Origin of the sequence: Shinella sumterensis, from assembly GCF_004514425.2 — a bacterium.
GTDB classification, from domain to species: domain Bacteria; phylum Pseudomonadota; class Alphaproteobacteria; order Rhizobiales; family Rhizobiaceae; genus Shinella; species Shinella sumterensis.
Genome location: NZ_MYFN02000005.1, coordinates 227553 through 240974, shown reverse-complemented (window position 1 = coordinate 240974; position 13422 = coordinate 227553). Strand labels below are relative to the sequence as shown.

The window sequence follows — 13422 nt, the reverse complement described above, 5'->3', positions numbered from 1 at the left end:
TAACAAAAGCCGGAGGCCGTCATGGCCACATTCCTCGTTCTGATACCACCGGGTGCCCTGAGCGGCGATGAAAAGGCCCGGTTCGTGCGCGACCGCTTCTCCTGGGTCGCCTTCTTCCTGCCGTTCCTCTGGCTCGCCTGGCATCGCGCCTGGCTTGCGGCCGCCCTCGCCTTCGCCGTGCAAATGCTCGGCTCGGCCATCTCGGATCACCCAGTCTTCGGGCTTGCCGGGCTGGGCGTCTGCCTTGCCACCGGCCTGCTCGTGGCGCTCGAAGGCCCCTCGATGGTCGTCGCGGGCCTCGAGCGAAAGGGCTGGACGATCGATGCCGTGATCTCGGCCGAGGACCGCGCGACGGCGGAAGACATCTACGACATGGAAACCCCGGCCGGCGAGACGGAGGCGCGCGACGGCGTGTCCCTGCCGGCCTCCGGAACCGCGACGCGCCCGCATGCTCCCATGCTCGGCCTCGTCGGTTTCAAGGAAGGACGATAGAATGCGCGTAGCCATCATCGATTACGGTTCGGGCAACCTGCGCTCGGCCACCAAGGCCTTCGAGCGTGCCGCCCGCGAAGCCGGGATCGACGCCGAGATCGACCTCACGGACAAGGCCGACCGCGTGGCATCCGCCGACCGCATCGTGCTGCCCGGCGTGGGCGCCTATGCCGATTGCCGCCGCGGCCTCGACGCCGTGCCCGGCATGGTGGAGGCGTTGCGCGAGGCGGTGGAGGCCAAGGCCCGCCCCTTCCTCGGCATCTGCGTGGGCATGCAGCTCATGTCGTCGCGCGGCCTGGAAAAGACCACGACGCAAGGCCTCGGCTGGATCAAGGGCGACGTGGTGCTGATGACGCCGAGCGAGCCCGACCTCAAGATCCCGCAGATCGGCTGGAACACGCTGGACCGCAAACGCGCGCATCCGCTGTTTTCCGGCATCCCGGAAACGCTGCACGCCTATTTCGTGCACTCCTACCACCTCGCCGCCGAAAACCCCGACGACGTCGTCGCGACCGTCGACTACGGCGGTCCGATGACCGCCTTCGTCGCCAGGGACAACAAGGCCGGCGCGCAGTTCCACCCGGAAAAGAGCCAGGCGCTCGGCCTCGCCCTCATCTCCAATTTCCTCCGCTGGAAGCCCTGAACTGGAAAACGCCATGATCCTCTTTCCCGCCATCGACCTGAAGGACGGCCAGTGCGTTCGCCTGAAACTCGGCGACATGGAGCAGGCCACCGTCTACAATCCCGACCCGGCCGCACAGGCCAAGGCCTTCGAGGACCAGGGCTTCGAATGGCTGCATGTGGTCGACCTCAACGGCGCCTTCGCGGGGACGAGCGTCAACGGTGCTGCCGTCGACGCCATCCTGAAGGCGACGAAGAACCCCGTGCAGCTCGGCGGCGGCATCCGCACGCTCGACCATATCGAAAGCTGGCTGGCGCGCGGGCTCTCCCGCGTCATCCTCGGCACCGTGGCCGTGCGCGATCCAGCACTCGTCATCGCGGCCTGCAAGGCATTTCCCGGCAAGGTCGCCGTCGGCATCGACGCCAAGGGCGGCAAGGTGGCCGTCGAGGGCTGGGCGGAAGCCTCCGAGCTCGGCGTCATCGAGCTTGCGAAGAAGTTCGAGGGCGCCGGCGTTGCCGCGATCATCTACACCGACATCGACCGCGACGGCATCCTGACCGGCATCAACTGGGCCTCCACGCTGGAACTGGCCGACGCCGTGTCCATCCCCGTCATCGCCTCGGGCGGCCTCGCCTCGATGGACGACATCCACCGCCTCGTCGCCTCCGACGCCCGCAAGCTGGAAGGCGCGATCTCCGGCCGCGCGCTCTACGACGGCCGCATCGATCCCGCCGAAGCGCTGGCAACGATCCGCGCAGCACGGGGAGAAGCCGCATGACCCTCAAGGCCCGCGTTATTCCCTGCCTGGACGTGAAGGACAGCCCGCGACGCCCGCAGCCGCGGAGCGGCGAGGACGCGCAAAACGAAAAGATGGAGGCCGTCCTTTGACCCTCAAGGCCCGCGTTATTCCCTGCCTGGACGTGAAGGACGGCCGCGTCGTGAAGGGCGTCAGCTTCCTCAATCTGGTCGATGCCGGCGATCCCGTCGAATCGGCCAAGGTCTATGATGCCGCCGGCGCGGACGAGCTGTGCTTCCTCGACATCACGGCGTCCTCGGACAACCGCGACACGATCTTCGACGTCGTGGCGCGCACCGCCGACCATTGCTTCATGCCGCTCACCGTCGGCGGCGGCGTGCGCACGGTCGCCGATATCCGCAAGCTGCTGCTGGCCGGCGCCGACAAGGTCTCGATCAACTCGGCCGCCGTCTCCAATCCGGATTTCGTCGCCGAGGCCGCCGACAAGTTCGGCAACCAGTGCATCGTCGTCTCGATCGATTCCAAGAAGGTCTCGGCCGAGGGCGAGGAAGACCGCTGGGAGATCTTCACCCATGGCGGCCGCAAGCCGACCGGCATCGACGCCGTCGCCTTTGCGGAAAAGATGGTGGAGCGCGGCGCGGGCGAACTGCTTTTGACCTCCATGGACCGTGACGGCCAGAAGGGCGGCTATGACATCGCGCTGACCCGCACCATTGCCGACCGCGTTTCCGTGCCGGTCATCGCATCGGGCGGCGTCGGCACGCTGGATCATCTCGTCGAGGGCGTGCGCGACGGCCATGCGACGGCCGTGCTCGCCGCATCCATCTTCCACTTCGGCACCTATACGGTGGGCGAAGCCAAGCGCTACATGGCCGAGCACGGCATCGCCATGCGGCTGGACTGACGGGCAGCGGCACATGCCAAGCAATGAACAGGAGGCCCCGATGAGCACGTTTACCCTGGCCGATCTCGAAGCGATCGTGGCTGCCCGCGCGGCTGCCGATCCCTCGGAAAGCTGGACGGCCAAGCTCGTGGCGGCCGGGCAGCCGAAGGCGGCAAAGAAACTGGGCGAAGAAGCCGTCGAGACCGTGATTGCGGCCATCGAAGGCGACAAGGCCGCGCTGACCAGCGAGGCGGCCGATCTGCTCTATCATCTGATGGTCGTCTTGAAAATCGGCGGGGTGCCGTTACAAGATGTGCTGGGGGAGCTGGAGAGGCGCACAGGCCAGTCCGGCCTAGCGGAAAAGGCCAGCCGGAAGAATTGATGATCCAGGCAGCGCGCGACAAGGACCAGCCGGATATTCCGGATGATTTCGGCAACCGGAACTATTCGCCCTATCGATTCTTCCCCGCCGAGGAATGGGCGCATTTCCGTGCCGATACGCCGCTGACGCTGACGGCCGACGAGGTCCAGCGCCTGCGCTCGCTGAACGACCCGATCGATCTCGACGAGGTCCGGCGCATCTATCTCTCGCTGTCGCGCCTCCTGTCGGCCCATGTCGAATCCTCGCAGATGCTGTTCGAACAGCGCAAGCGGTTCCTGGCGCTGTCGAACGAGGCCAAGACGCCGTTCGTCATCGGCATTGCCGGCTCGGTGGCGGTCGGCAAATCGACCACGGCGCGTATCCTGAAGGAACTGCTGTCGCGCTGGCCGTCCAGCCCGAAGGTCGATCTCGTCACGACGGACGGTTTCCTCTATCCGAACGCCGTGCTCCAGCGCGAGAACCTGATGGAGCGCAAGGGTTTCCCCGAGAGCTACGATACCGGCGCGCTGCTGCGCTTCCTGTCGGCGATCAAGGCCGGCAAGCCGAACGTGCCGGCGCCGATGTATTCGCACCTCACCTATGACGTGCTGCCGAACGCCTTCCGTGCCGTCGACCGGCCGGATATCCTGATCTTCGAGGGCATCAATGTCCTGCAATCGCGCAACCTGCCGGCCGACGGCAAGATCGTGCCGATGGTATCGGACTTCTTCGACTTCTCGATCTATATCGACGCCGAGGAAAGCCTGATCCACAGCTGGTATGTCGAGCGCTTCATGCGGCTGCGCGACACCGCCTTCCAGAACCCGGATTCCTACTTCCACCGCTATGCGCGGATCAGCGAGGCGGATGCGCTCGCCATCGCCGAAGGGCTCTGGCACAACATCAACCTGAAGAACCTGCACCAGAACATCCTGCCGACGCGCCCGCGCGCCGACCTCATCCTTCAGAAGGGCGAGAACCACCTCATCGAGACGGTGGCGCTGCGCAAGCTTTAGCCGGAGTCGGGGACCGTTCAAGGATTGACGCGTCGCAGCGTCAGGTTGATGCGCCCGGGATTTCTCAGGAGCGTGGACGTGCCGGGATAGATCCGGTCGACGCCATGGAAGATGAGCCGGCTTTCGCCCCCGAACACGAAGACGTCGCCGCTCGACAGCCGGAACGAGCGCGTCGGATCGCTGCGCGACGTGCCGCCGACGCGGAACAGGCACTGGTCGCCGAGCGAGACGGAGACGACGGGTGCGGCAAGATCCGTCTCGTCGCGGTCCTGATGCAGGCCCATCTTCGCCTCCGGGTCATAGAAATTGACGAGGCAGGCTTCCGGCGGCTTTGCGAAGCCGGAAACCGCTTCCCACAGGGCCAGAAGCGTTTGCGGGATGGCCGGCCAGGGGCGGCCCGTTTCCGGGTGGGTGGGCTGGTAGCGGTAGCCGTTGTCCTTGTCCGTCACCCAGCCGAGCGCGCCGCAATTGGTCATGCGCACGGACATCGCCTTGCCGGTCTTCGGCATGCGCGGCACGTAAAGCGGTGCATCGGCAACGACCGCGCGGATGGCGGCCACGAGGGCTTCCTGCGCCGCGCGATCGAAATAGTCAGGGACATAGCGCAACCCCGGTGCGAGGTCGTGCCCCGTCTCCGTCACATCAGGTCTCCGACAGGTCCGGGATGCGCAGAACCTGGCCGGGATAGATCTTGTCCGGATGGGACAGCATCGGCCGGTTGGCGTCGAAGATCACGGTGTGCTTGGCGCCCTTGCCCTTGCCGTACTGGGCTTCGGCGATCTTCCAGAGGTTGTCGCCCTTCTTGACCGTGTAGAAGACCGGCTCCCTGGCGGGCGCGGACGCAACGGCAAGGCCTTCCGTATCGACCTTGGAGACGCCCAGCGTGTTGCCGACGGCGACGATGGCTTTCTCGAAGACGGCCTGGTCCGCGACGCTGCCCTTCAGGACGACCTTGTCGTCGACAACCTCGACCTGCACCGCGTCGGTGCCGAGGCCGTGCGATTCCAGTTCCTTCTTCACCGCTTCGGCATCCGGTGCATCGTCGCCGCCGCCGATGCCCAGCTTCTTGCCCGCGTTCTTGATAAAGCTGAAGAGACCCATGTGTTTACCTCCCGTTCTCAGCCGAATTAAGCAGACCCTTCCGGTAAAGGGAAGGAATTGTTTTCTTCAAACCGATAAACGGCCAAGTTGCGGCCGTCATTCGCCATCCGGCCGGGCGCGCATGCGCTTGACGTCGGAACGGCCGGATTTCGCCTTGAGGCGGCGCTCGACCGAGCCCTTCGTCGGCTTCGTCTTGCGACGCGGCGGCGGTGGCGGTTCAGCGGCCTTGAGGATCAGTTCCTTCAGCCGTTCGCGTGCATCCTCGCGGTTGCGCTCCTGGCTGCGGAAGCGGCTGGCCTCGATCATCAGCACGCCGTCCTTGGACACCCGGCGGCCGGCGAGCTTCAACGCATTGGCCTTCACCCGCTCATTGAGCGCGGGCGAGTTGCGCAGATCGTAAAACAGCTGGACCGCCGTCGAGACCTTGTTGACATTCTGTCCGCCCGGACCGCCCGCCAGCACGAACTGCTCGGTCAGTTCCCAGCCGGCAATGGTGATCGTGTTGCTGATATGGAGGGGTTCGCTGGCCATGAGAGTTCCTTTCCACGCCGTTGTAACGGCGCGACCAGGAAACGGGAAGCCATTTGCGGCAACGAAAAACCCGGCCTTGCGGGCCGGGTTTCACGTGAATCACCGTCTGCAACAGGCTTATTCTGCTGCAACCTTGAGGCCGGGAGCGGCGTCGCGCACGCTGCCGTCGACCTGATCCTCGAACTTCTCGAAGTTCGCAACGAACATGTCGACGAGCTTCTGGGCCTGCTTGTCGTAGGCGGCGCCATTCGACCAGGTCGAGCGCGGATCGAGGATCTTCGTGTCGACGCCCGGCACCGAGACGGGCACCTGGAAGCCGAAATTGTCGTCGCGGCGGAAGAGCGCATCCTTCAGCGAGCCATCGAGGGCGGCAGCGAGCAGGGTGCGGGTCGCCTTGATCGGCATGCGACGGCCTTCGCCGTAGGCACCGCCGGTCCAGCCGGTGTTGACCAGCCAGCAATCGACGCCGTGCTCGGCGATCAGTTCCTTGAGCAGGTTGCCATAGACCGTGGGGTGGCGCGGCATGAAGGGCGCGCCGAAGCAGGTCGAGAAGGTGGCTTCCGGCTCGGTCACGCCGCGCTCCGTGCCGGCGACCTTGGCGGTGTAGCCGGACAGGAAGTGGTACATGGCCTGGTCCGGCGTCAGACGGGCGATCGGCGGCATGACGCCGAAGGCATCGGCCGTCAGCATGATGATCGTCTTCGGATGCGGCGCACGGCCGGTGTCGCTGGCATTCGGAATGAAGTGCAGCGGATAGGCGCAACGCGTGTTTTCCGTCAGCGAGCCATCGTTGAAGTCGGGCACGCCGTTGGCGTCGAGCACGACGTTCTCCAGGACGGTGCCGAAACGCTGCGTCGTCGCGTGGATTTCCGGCTCGGCCTCGGCCGACAGGCGAATGGTCTTGGCGTAGCAGCCGCCTTCGAAGTTGAAGATGCCGTTCTCGCCCCAGCCGTGCTCGTCATCGCCGATGAGCGTGCGGTTCGGATCGGCCGAAAGCGTGGTCTTGCCGGTGCCCGACAGGCCGAAGAAGACGGCGGCGTCGCCATCGGGGCCGACATTGGCCGAGCAGTGCATCGGCATGACCTTTTCGCTCGGCAGCAGCCAGTTGAGCACCGTGAAGACCGACTTCTTCATCTCGCCGGCATAATAGGTGCCGGCGATCAGCACGATGCCGCGCGTCAGGTCGCAGGCGATCATGGTTTCGGTGCGCGCACCGTGGCGGGCCGGATCGGCCTTGAAGGTCGGCAGGTCGATGATGGTGAGCTTCGGCGCGAATGTCGCAAGATCCGCCTCTTGCGGGCGGATGAGCAGATTGCGGATGAACAGCGAATGCCAGGCGAGTTCGGTGACGACGCGGGTCGGCAGCGCGTAATCGGCATCGGCACCGCCGATCAGGTCCTGCACGAAGAGATCGCGTTCGGCGGCATGGGCGAGCATGTCGGCGTGAAGCGCATCGAAATGCGCGCGCGACACGGCCTTGTTGTTATCCCACCAGATGGCGCTTTCGGTGTTTTCGTCGCGCACGACGAACTTGTCCTTCGGCGAGCGGCCGGTGTGCTGGCCGGTCAGCGCGCGAAGCGCGCCATGGGCGGTCTTGACCGCCTCGCCGCGGCCGAGCGCTTCTTCATAGAGCGCCTCGGCTGCAAAGTTGTACCGCACCGTGCCGTTTGTATGGATACCTATCGCGGTAAGCCCCTGCGCGGGGTTGCGAACGCCAAGTTCCTGCATGGTCCAGCTTTCCTCCGTGGACGAAGACGCAAGGTCAATCTGGGCGGAACCTAATATGCAACTGTCACAAAGGCAAGCGCCTGATCGAAATTAGGCAATGATATCAAACAATTAATCGATTTAAATCTTTGTACTACTTTTTTAATCGTTTGAATAATCGATTTAAAAATGATTCGAAAAACCGCGGCGGAACGTCACCCTTTATCTTTGCCACAATTTGTTCCACCTTTATCCCCACAGAGGCGCATCACTTACCAGGACAGGAACTCGATCCGAGGTCGGGAAAGGCGCTCATGACTATGGAGACCAGCAGGATGCAAACGATCGCACTCGTCGACGATGACCGGAATATTCTGACATCCGTGTCGATCGCGCTTGAGGCGGAAGGATACAAGGTTGAGACCTATACGGACGGCGCCTCCGCGCTCGACGGCCTTCTCGCCCGCCCGCCGCAGCTTGCAATCTTCGACATCAAGATGCCCCGCATGGACGGCATGGAGCTTCTGCGCCGCCTGCGCCAGAAGTCCGACATCCCGGTGATCTTCCTCACCTCCAAGGACGAGGAGATCGACGAACTGTTCGGCCTCAAGATGGGCGCGGACGACTTCATCACCAAGCCGTTCTCCCAGCGCCTGCTGGTCGAGCGCGTCAAGGCGATCCTGCGCCGCTCCTCCAACCGCGAGGCCGCCGCATCGGCCGGCGCCGGCGGCAACGCCGCCAAGGCCGGCGAGATCGCCGCCCGCTCGCTGGAGCGCGGCCAGCTGGTCATGGACCAGGAGCGCCACACCTGCACCTGGAAGGGCGAGCCGGTGACGCTCACCGTTACGGAGTTCCTCATCCTGCATTCGCTCGCCCAGCGCCCCGGCGTGGTGAAGAGCCGCGATTCGCTGATGGACGCCGCCTATGACGAACAGGTCTATGTCGACGACCGCACCATCGACAGCCACATCAAGCGGCTTCGCAAGAAGTTCAAGATGGTCGACACCGATTTCGACATGATCGAGACGCTCTACGGCGTCGGCTACCGCTTCCGCGAGGCAGCGTAAGGCGCGATTTCGCTTGCATGAACCGCGGCGGCAATGGCATGCCGCGGTCGGCTGCGGAATGGCTCGAAAGGACGGATGCGCGTGTTGCAGGAGGTGCAGGAAAGGGCTGGTGAGGACGCCGAAGGCCGGCAGATGCCGCGTTCGTTGCGCCGCCGCTGGACCCATCCCTTCACGCTGGCGCGCCGTATCTTCGGCAATGCCGTCTTTTCCAGCCTCACGCGCCGCATCCTGTTCTTCAATCTCGTCGCGCTCGTCGTGCTGGTGGCGGGCATCCTCTATCTCAACCAGTTCCGCGAGGGGCTGATCGATGCGCGCGTCGAAAGCCTGCTGACGCAGGGCGAAATCATCGCCGGTGCGATTTCCGCCTCCGCCTCGGTCGACACCAACTCGATCACCATCGACCCGGAAAAGCTGCTCGAACTCCAGGCCGGCCAGAGCATCACGCCGCTGCCGAACGACGAGGACCTGGAGTTCCCGATCAATCCCGAACGCGTGGCGCCCGTGCTGCGGCGGCTCATCTCGCCGACGCGCACCCGCGCCCGCATCTACGACACCGACGCCAACCTGCTGCTCGATTCGCGCCATCTCTACACGCAGGGCCAGGTGCTGCGCTTCGACCTGCCGCCCGTCGAGCAGGAGAATGCCGGCGTCTTCGAGCGCCTGAACATCTGGTTCAACCGCATGCTGCAGCCCAGCAGGCTGCCGCTCTACAAGGAAGCGCCGGGCGGCGACGGCTCGATCTACCCTGAAGTGATGAACGCGCTGACGGGCGTGCGCGGCGCCGTCGAGCGGGTCAACGACAAGGGCGAGGTCATCGTCTCGGTCGCGGTGCCGGTGCAGCGCTTCCGCGCGGTGCTGGGCGTGCTTCTGCTCTCCACGCAGGCCGGCGACATCGACAAGATCGTGCATGCCGAGCGTCTCGCCATCATGCGCGTGGCGGGTGTTGCGGGTCTCGTCAACATCGCGCTGTCGCTGCTGCTCTCCAGCACCATCGCCAACCCGCTGCGCCGCCTTTCGGCCGCGGCGATCCGCGTGCGGCGCGGCGGCGCGAAGGAGCGCGAGGAGATCCCCGATTTCTCCGTCCGCCAGGACGAGATCGGCAACCTGTCCATCGCGCTCAGACAGATGACCACGGCGCTCTATGACCGCATCGACGCGATCGAAAGTTTCGCCGCCGATGTGAGCCATGAGCTGAAGAACCCGCTGACCTCGCTGCGCAGCGCCGTCGAGACCCTGCCTCTGGCGCGCACGGACGAATCGAAAAAGCGGTTGCTGGATGTCATCCAGCACGACGTGCGCCGCCTCGACCGGCTGATCAGCGACATTTCCGACGCCTCGCGCCTCGACGCCGAGCTGGCGCGCAGCGATGCCCGCACGGTTGATCTGGAAAAGCTGCTGGGCGACCTCATCGACGTCTCGCGGCAGATCAACACGCGCAAGAAGCCGGTGACGCTGGATTTCGTCGTCGACCGCAAGGACAATCCGAAGGCCCGGTTCGAGGTCAGCGGCTACGAACTGCGCATCGGCCAGATCGTCACCAATCTCATCGAGAACGCCCGCTCCTTCGTGCCCGATCCGGGCGGGCGCATCGTGGTGCGGCTGTCGCGCGGGCGCGGCGACCGCTGCCTCGTGCAGATCGAGGACAACGGGCCCGGCATCCAGGCAGAAAACATCGACCGCATCTTCGAGCGCTTCTACACCGACCGGCCGGCCGGCGAGGCCTTCGGGCAGAATTCCGGCCTCGGCCTCTCCATCTCGCGGCAGATCGCCGAGGCGCATGGCGGCACGCTGAAGGCGGACAACATCATCGACAAGGCGACGGGGGAGATCGCCGGCGCGCGCTTCACCCTGTCGCTGCCCGCCGACAAGCAGAAATGACGGCCCCTGCCCCTGTCAATGTGCATGGAACGGCCATCGTGATCGGCACGACGGGGCTTCTCTTCACCGGTCCCTCCGGCGCGGGCAAGAGCATGGCCGCGCTGCATTGCATGACGGAGGCGCGGGCGCGCGGGCTGTTTTCCGCGCTCGTCAGCGACGACCAGATCCTGGTGAGCGTCGAAGGCGGCAGGCTCATCGCCCGGGCTCCCGTTTCCATCGCCGGTCTTGCCGAACTGCGCGGCGCGGGCATCGTCTCCGCCGGGACCATCGAGGCGGCCGTGCTGCACCGTGCCATCCGGCCGATCGCACCACCGTTTGCCGAGCGGCTGGCCCCGGAAGGCGAAACCGTGGAGGTGCTGCCCGGCCACGCCCTGCCGCTGACGCGGCTGCCGCTTGCCGCCGGTTGCACCGCCTTTTCGCTGCTCGCCGCAATTCACCCGGAAATTATCGGGACTTGATCGCGAAAGCCGCCCGAAAAGGGAAAAACGGCCATTTTAGGCTTGCCTTCGGACTTTTCATTGACATGATGGCCACCCCAATGGTGGACGGAATTGTTGCATTGCGATATTCCGCCGTCCGTTCGAATTGGGAAACGGGAGCGACTGCTGATGATCGGACTGGTGCTTGTCACCCATGGCAAGCTGGCGGAGGAATTCCGGCACGCCCTTGAACACGTTGTCGGACCGCAGAAGGCGATCGAGACCGTCTGTATCGGCCCCGAGGACGACATGGACCAGCGTCGCCAGGATATCCTGCGGGCGGTCCAGGAGGCCGATCAGGGCAACGGCGTCATCATCCTCACCGACATGTTCGGCGGCACCCCGTCCAACCTCGCCATCTCCGTGATGAACGGCGACGGCATCGAGGTGATCGCCGGCGTCAACCTGCCGATGCTGATCAAGCTTGCCGGCATCCGCGGCGAGAACAACATGGAGAAGGCGCTGATCGACGCATCGGAAGCCGGCCGGAAATACATCAACGTCGCCAGCCGCGTCCTCAGCGGCAAATAAGGTCTCCCGCCCTCCATGACCGTCTCGAAAGAGCTCCTCATCATCAACAAGCGCGGCCTGCACGCCCGCGCCTCGGCGAAATTCGTCCAGACGGTCGACGGCTATGACGCGGAGGTCACCGTCTCCAAGGACGGCATGACCGTGGGCGGCACCTCCATCATGGGCCTGATGATGCTCGCGGCCAGCCCCGGATGCAGCGTGCATGTCACCGCCACCGGCGCGCAGGCCCAGGAGGTTCTCGACGCGCTCGACGCACTGATCGCCGACAGGTTCGGCGAGGAGATATAATCCTCCATCAGACATAAGGACATAAAGACTTCTTTATGTCTTGGTTGCTCCAGCCGGCATTTCCTGATAGGAAGCGCCATCAACCAGAGCCAGAAGGCTGGAGTATTTCATGACCACCACGCATGACTACCACGTCGCCGACATCGCGCTTGCCGATTTCGGCCGCAAGGAAATCGAGATCGCCGAGACGGAAATGCCGGGCCTGATGGCCTGCCGCGAAGAGTTCGGCGCATCCAAGCCGCTCAAGGGCGCGCGCATCACCGGCTCGCTGCACATGACCATCCAGACCGCCGTTCTCATCGAGACGCTGGTGGCGCTGGGTGCGGACGTGCGCTGGGCCTCGTGCAACATCTTCTCCACGCAGGACCACGCCGCCGCGGCCATCGCCGCCGCCGGCATCCCGGTCTATGCCGTGAAGGGCGAGACGCTGACGGAATACTGGGAATATACCGACAAGATCTTCCAGTGGACCGATGGCGGCCTCTCCAACATGATCCTGGACGACGGCGGCGACGCCACCATGTACATCCTGCTCGGCGCCCGCGCCGAAGCCGGCGAGAACGTGCTGTCCAATCCGGGCTCGGAAGAAGAAGAGATCCTCTTCGCCCAGATCAAGAAGCGCCTTGCCGCCTCCCCGGGCTGGTTCACCAAGCAGCGCGACGCCATCAAGGGCGTGACCGAGGAGACGACGACCGGCGTCAACCGTCTCTACCAGCTGCAGCAGAAGGGCCTGCTTCCCTTCCCGGCGATCAACGTCAACGACTCGGTCACCAAGTCGAAGTTCGACAACAAGTACGGCTGCAAGGAATCGCTGGTCGACGGCATCCGCCGCGGCACCGACGTCATGATGGCCGGCAAGGTCGCCGTGGTGTGCGGCTACGGCGACGTGGGCAAGGGCTCGGCCGCCTCGCTGCGCGGCGCGGGCGCGCGCGTCAAGGTCACGGAAATCGACCCGATCTGCGCCCTGCAGGCCGCCATGGACGGTTTCGAAGTCGTGCAGCTCGAGGATGTCGTGTCCTCCGCCGACATCTTCATCACCACGACCGGCAACAAGGACGTCATCCGCGTCGAGCACATGCGCGAGATGAAAGACATGGCGATCGTCGGCAATATCGGCCACTTCGACAACGAGATCCAGGTCGCCGCGCTCAAGAACTTCAAGTGGACCAACATCAAGCCGCAGGTCGACATGGTCGAGTTCCCCAAGGGCAACCGCATGATCCTGCTTTCCGAGGGACGCCTGCTCAACCTGGGCAACGCCACCGGCCACCCGTCCTTCGTGATGTCCGCCTCGTTCTCCAACCAGGTGCTGGCGCAGATCGAGCTCTTCACCAAGGCCGACGCCTACAAGAACGAAGTCTATGTCCTGCCCAAGCAGCTCGACGAGAAGGTCGCACGTCTGCACCTCGCCAAGCTCGGCGCGAAGCTGACGGAGCTTTCCGATGAACAGGCCGGCTATATCGGCGTGACGGTGCAGGGCCCGTTCAAGGCCGAACACTACAGGTACTGATCCTTACCCGGATTATCCACAACATCTAGGGGCGGCGCGCTTGACACGAGCGCGCCGCCTCTTTTTTAGGCCCGTCCCTTCCCGACGATTCGGTAAACAAGTATCGTTAACGCGTTGATTCGGCGTGCAGATGCGGACCCTTCGCGCCGGATTGGGATGTCTTGTCGATCAGGCGGCAAACGGACGGAGACATACCGGG

Annotated in this window: 16 protein-coding genes; 12 read left to right on the top strand and 4 right to left on the bottom strand. The window is 64.6% G+C overall.

Going from position 1 to position 13422, the window contains the following annotated elements:
- Positions 1-21 precede the first annotated feature (21 nt).
- The 6 genes from B5M41_RS12495 to coaA all read left to right on the top strand — a co-directional run bounded on the left by B5M41_RS12495 (position 22) and on the right by coaA (position 4131).
- Positions 22-492, top strand: coding sequence for a DUF2628 domain-containing protein (locus tag B5M41_RS12495; protein ID WP_134648627.1), 471 nt, complete (start codon positions 22-24; stop codon positions 490-492).
- Between the two features lies 1 nt (position 493).
- Entirely contained in the window at positions 494-1135 is a 642-nt protein-coding gene (gene hisH / locus B5M41_RS12490; RefSeq protein ID WP_134648626.1) for an imidazole glycerol phosphate synthase subunit HisH, read from the top strand.
- Positions 1136-1148: 13 nt separating this feature from the next.
- Complete coding sequence (gene hisA, locus B5M41_RS12485) at positions 1149-1892, top strand: 1-(5-phosphoribosyl)-5-[(5-phosphoribosylamino)methylideneamino]imidazole-4-carboxamide isomerase (protein WP_134648625.1); 744 nt, start codon at positions 1149-1151, stop codon at positions 1890-1892.
- Between the two features lie 106 nt (positions 1893-1998).
- Positions 1999-2775, top strand: coding sequence for an imidazole glycerol phosphate synthase subunit HisF (gene hisF / locus B5M41_RS12480; RefSeq protein WP_134648624.1), 777 nt, complete (start codon positions 1999-2001; stop codon positions 2773-2775).
- A gap of 40 nt (positions 2776-2815) precedes the next feature.
- A complete protein-coding gene (locus B5M41_RS12475; RefSeq protein ID WP_134648623.1) occupies positions 2816-3136 on the top strand; it encodes a phosphoribosyl-ATP diphosphatase in 321 nt (106 codons plus the stop codon).
- The gene (gene coaA / locus B5M41_RS12470; RefSeq protein WP_134648621.1) at positions 3136-4131 is read left to right on the top strand and encodes a type I pantothenate kinase; all 996 of its coding nucleotides are present in this window, start codon (positions 3136-3138) and stop codon (positions 4129-4131) included. The genes B5M41_RS12475 and coaA overlap by 1 nt, the downstream gene beginning before the upstream one ends.
- Before the next feature lie 17 nt (positions 4132-4148).
- On the opposite strand, the gene B5M41_RS12465 is transcribed toward coaA, so the two are convergent.
- The 4 genes from B5M41_RS12465 to B5M41_RS12450 form a co-directional block, all read right to left on the bottom strand.
- On the bottom strand, positions 4149-4772 hold the full coding sequence (locus tag B5M41_RS12465; RefSeq protein WP_134648619.1) for an alpha-ketoglutarate-dependent dioxygenase AlkB family protein: 624 nt from the start codon (positions 4770-4772) through the stop codon (positions 4149-4151).
- Between the two features lies 1 nt (position 4773).
- Entirely contained in the window at positions 4774-5232 is a 459-nt protein-coding gene (gene lysM, locus B5M41_RS12460) for a peptidoglycan-binding protein LysM (RefSeq protein WP_134648617.1), read from the bottom strand.
- A gap of 96 nt (positions 5233-5328) precedes the next feature.
- The gene (arfB, locus tag B5M41_RS12455; RefSeq protein ID WP_134648615.1) at positions 5329-5763 is read right to left on the bottom strand and encodes an alternative ribosome rescue aminoacyl-tRNA hydrolase ArfB; all 435 of its coding nucleotides are present in this window, start codon (positions 5761-5763) and stop codon (positions 5329-5331) included.
- A 117-nt stretch (positions 5764-5880) separates the two neighbouring features.
- Positions 5881-7491, bottom strand: coding sequence for a phosphoenolpyruvate carboxykinase (locus B5M41_RS12450; protein ID WP_134648613.1), 1611 nt, complete (start codon positions 7489-7491; stop codon positions 5881-5883).
- A 314-nt stretch (positions 7492-7805) separates the two neighbouring features.
- Here B5M41_RS12450 and B5M41_RS12445 point away from each other — a divergent pair, with 314 nt between their 5' ends.
- The 6 genes from B5M41_RS12445 to ahcY all read left to right on the top strand — a co-directional run bounded on the left by B5M41_RS12445 (position 7806) and on the right by ahcY (position 13223).
- Positions 7806-8537: a response regulator transcription factor gene (locus B5M41_RS12445; protein ID WP_202402299.1), complete on the top strand. Its 732-nt coding sequence runs from the start codon at positions 7806-7808 to the stop codon at positions 8535-8537.
- A 132-nt stretch (positions 8538-8669) separates the two neighbouring features.
- Positions 8670-10415 carry a sensor histidine kinase gene (locus B5M41_RS12440; RefSeq protein ID WP_134648638.1) on the top strand — a complete coding sequence of 582 codons (1746 nt, stop codon included), beginning with the start codon at positions 8670-8672 and terminating at the stop codon, positions 10413-10415.
- Positions 10412-10873 (top strand): HPr kinase/phosphorylase, encoded by a 462-nt coding sequence (locus B5M41_RS12435; RefSeq protein ID WP_134648609.1) that lies wholly within the window; start codon positions 10412-10414, stop codon positions 10871-10873. The genes B5M41_RS12440 and B5M41_RS12435 overlap by 4 nt, the downstream gene beginning before the upstream one ends.
- Positions 10874-11023: 150 nt before the next feature.
- Positions 11024-11425, top strand: a complete 402-nt coding sequence (locus B5M41_RS12430; RefSeq protein WP_134648607.1) for a PTS sugar transporter subunit IIA — start codon at positions 11024-11026, stop codon at positions 11423-11425.
- Between the two features lie 15 nt (positions 11426-11440).
- Positions 11441-11713, top strand: a complete 273-nt coding sequence (locus tag B5M41_RS12425) for an HPr family phosphocarrier protein (RefSeq protein WP_134648605.1) — start codon at positions 11441-11443, stop codon at positions 11711-11713.
- 109 nt (positions 11714-11822) lie between these two features.
- Positions 11823-13223, top strand: a complete 1401-nt coding sequence (gene ahcY, locus B5M41_RS12420) for an adenosylhomocysteinase (RefSeq protein WP_134648603.1) — start codon at positions 11823-11825, stop codon at positions 13221-13223.
- Positions 13224-13422: the final 199 nt, after the last annotated feature.

What these genes read in the sequence shown, in the direction of transcription:
- hisH (WP_134648626.1), top strand. Translation starts at nt 494, where the DNA reads ATGCGCGTAGCCATCATCGATTACGGTTCGGGCAACCTGCGCTCGGCC.
- B5M41_RS12450 (WP_134648613.1), bottom strand. Translation starts at nt 7,491, where the DNA reads ATGCAGGAACTTGGCGTTCGCAACCCCGCGCAGGGGCTTACCGCGATA.
- arfB (WP_134648615.1), bottom strand. Translation starts at nt 5,763, where the DNA reads ATGGCCAGCGAACCCCTCCATATCAGCAACACGATCACCATTGCCGGC.
- B5M41_RS12435 (WP_134648609.1), top strand. Translation starts at nt 10,412, where the DNA reads ATGACGGCCCCTGCCCCTGTCAATGTGCATGGAACGGCCATCGTGATC.
- lysM (WP_134648617.1), bottom strand. Translation starts at nt 5,232, where the DNA reads ATGGGTCTCTTCAGCTTTATCAAGAACGCGGGCAAGAAGCTGGGCATC.
- B5M41_RS12475 (WP_134648623.1), top strand. Translation starts at nt 2,816, where the DNA reads ATGAGCACGTTTACCCTGGCCGATCTCGAAGCGATCGTGGCTGCCCGC.
- hisA (WP_134648625.1), top strand. Translation starts at nt 1,149, where the DNA reads ATGATCCTCTTTCCCGCCATCGACCTGAAGGACGGCCAGTGCGTTCGC.
- B5M41_RS12430 (WP_134648607.1), top strand. Translation starts at nt 11,024, where the DNA reads ATGATCGGACTGGTGCTTGTCACCCATGGCAAGCTGGCGGAGGAATTC.
- ahcY (WP_134648603.1), top strand. Translation starts at nt 11,823, where the DNA reads ATGACCACCACGCATGACTACCACGTCGCCGACATCGCGCTTGCCGAT.
- B5M41_RS12440 (WP_134648638.1), top strand. Translation starts at nt 8,670, where the DNA reads ATGCCGCGTTCGTTGCGCCGCCGCTGGACCCATCCCTTCACGCTGGCG.
- B5M41_RS12425 (WP_134648605.1), top strand. Translation starts at nt 11,441, where the DNA reads ATGACCGTCTCGAAAGAGCTCCTCATCATCAACAAGCGCGGCCTGCAC.
- coaA (WP_134648621.1), top strand. Translation starts at nt 3,136, where the DNA reads ATGATCCAGGCAGCGCGCGACAAGGACCAGCCGGATATTCCGGATGAT.
- B5M41_RS12495 (WP_134648627.1), top strand. Translation starts at nt 22, where the DNA reads ATGGCCACATTCCTCGTTCTGATACCACCGGGTGCCCTGAGCGGCGAT.
- B5M41_RS12445 (WP_202402299.1), top strand. Translation starts at nt 7,806, where the DNA reads ATGCAAACGATCGCACTCGTCGACGATGACCGGAATATTCTGACATCC.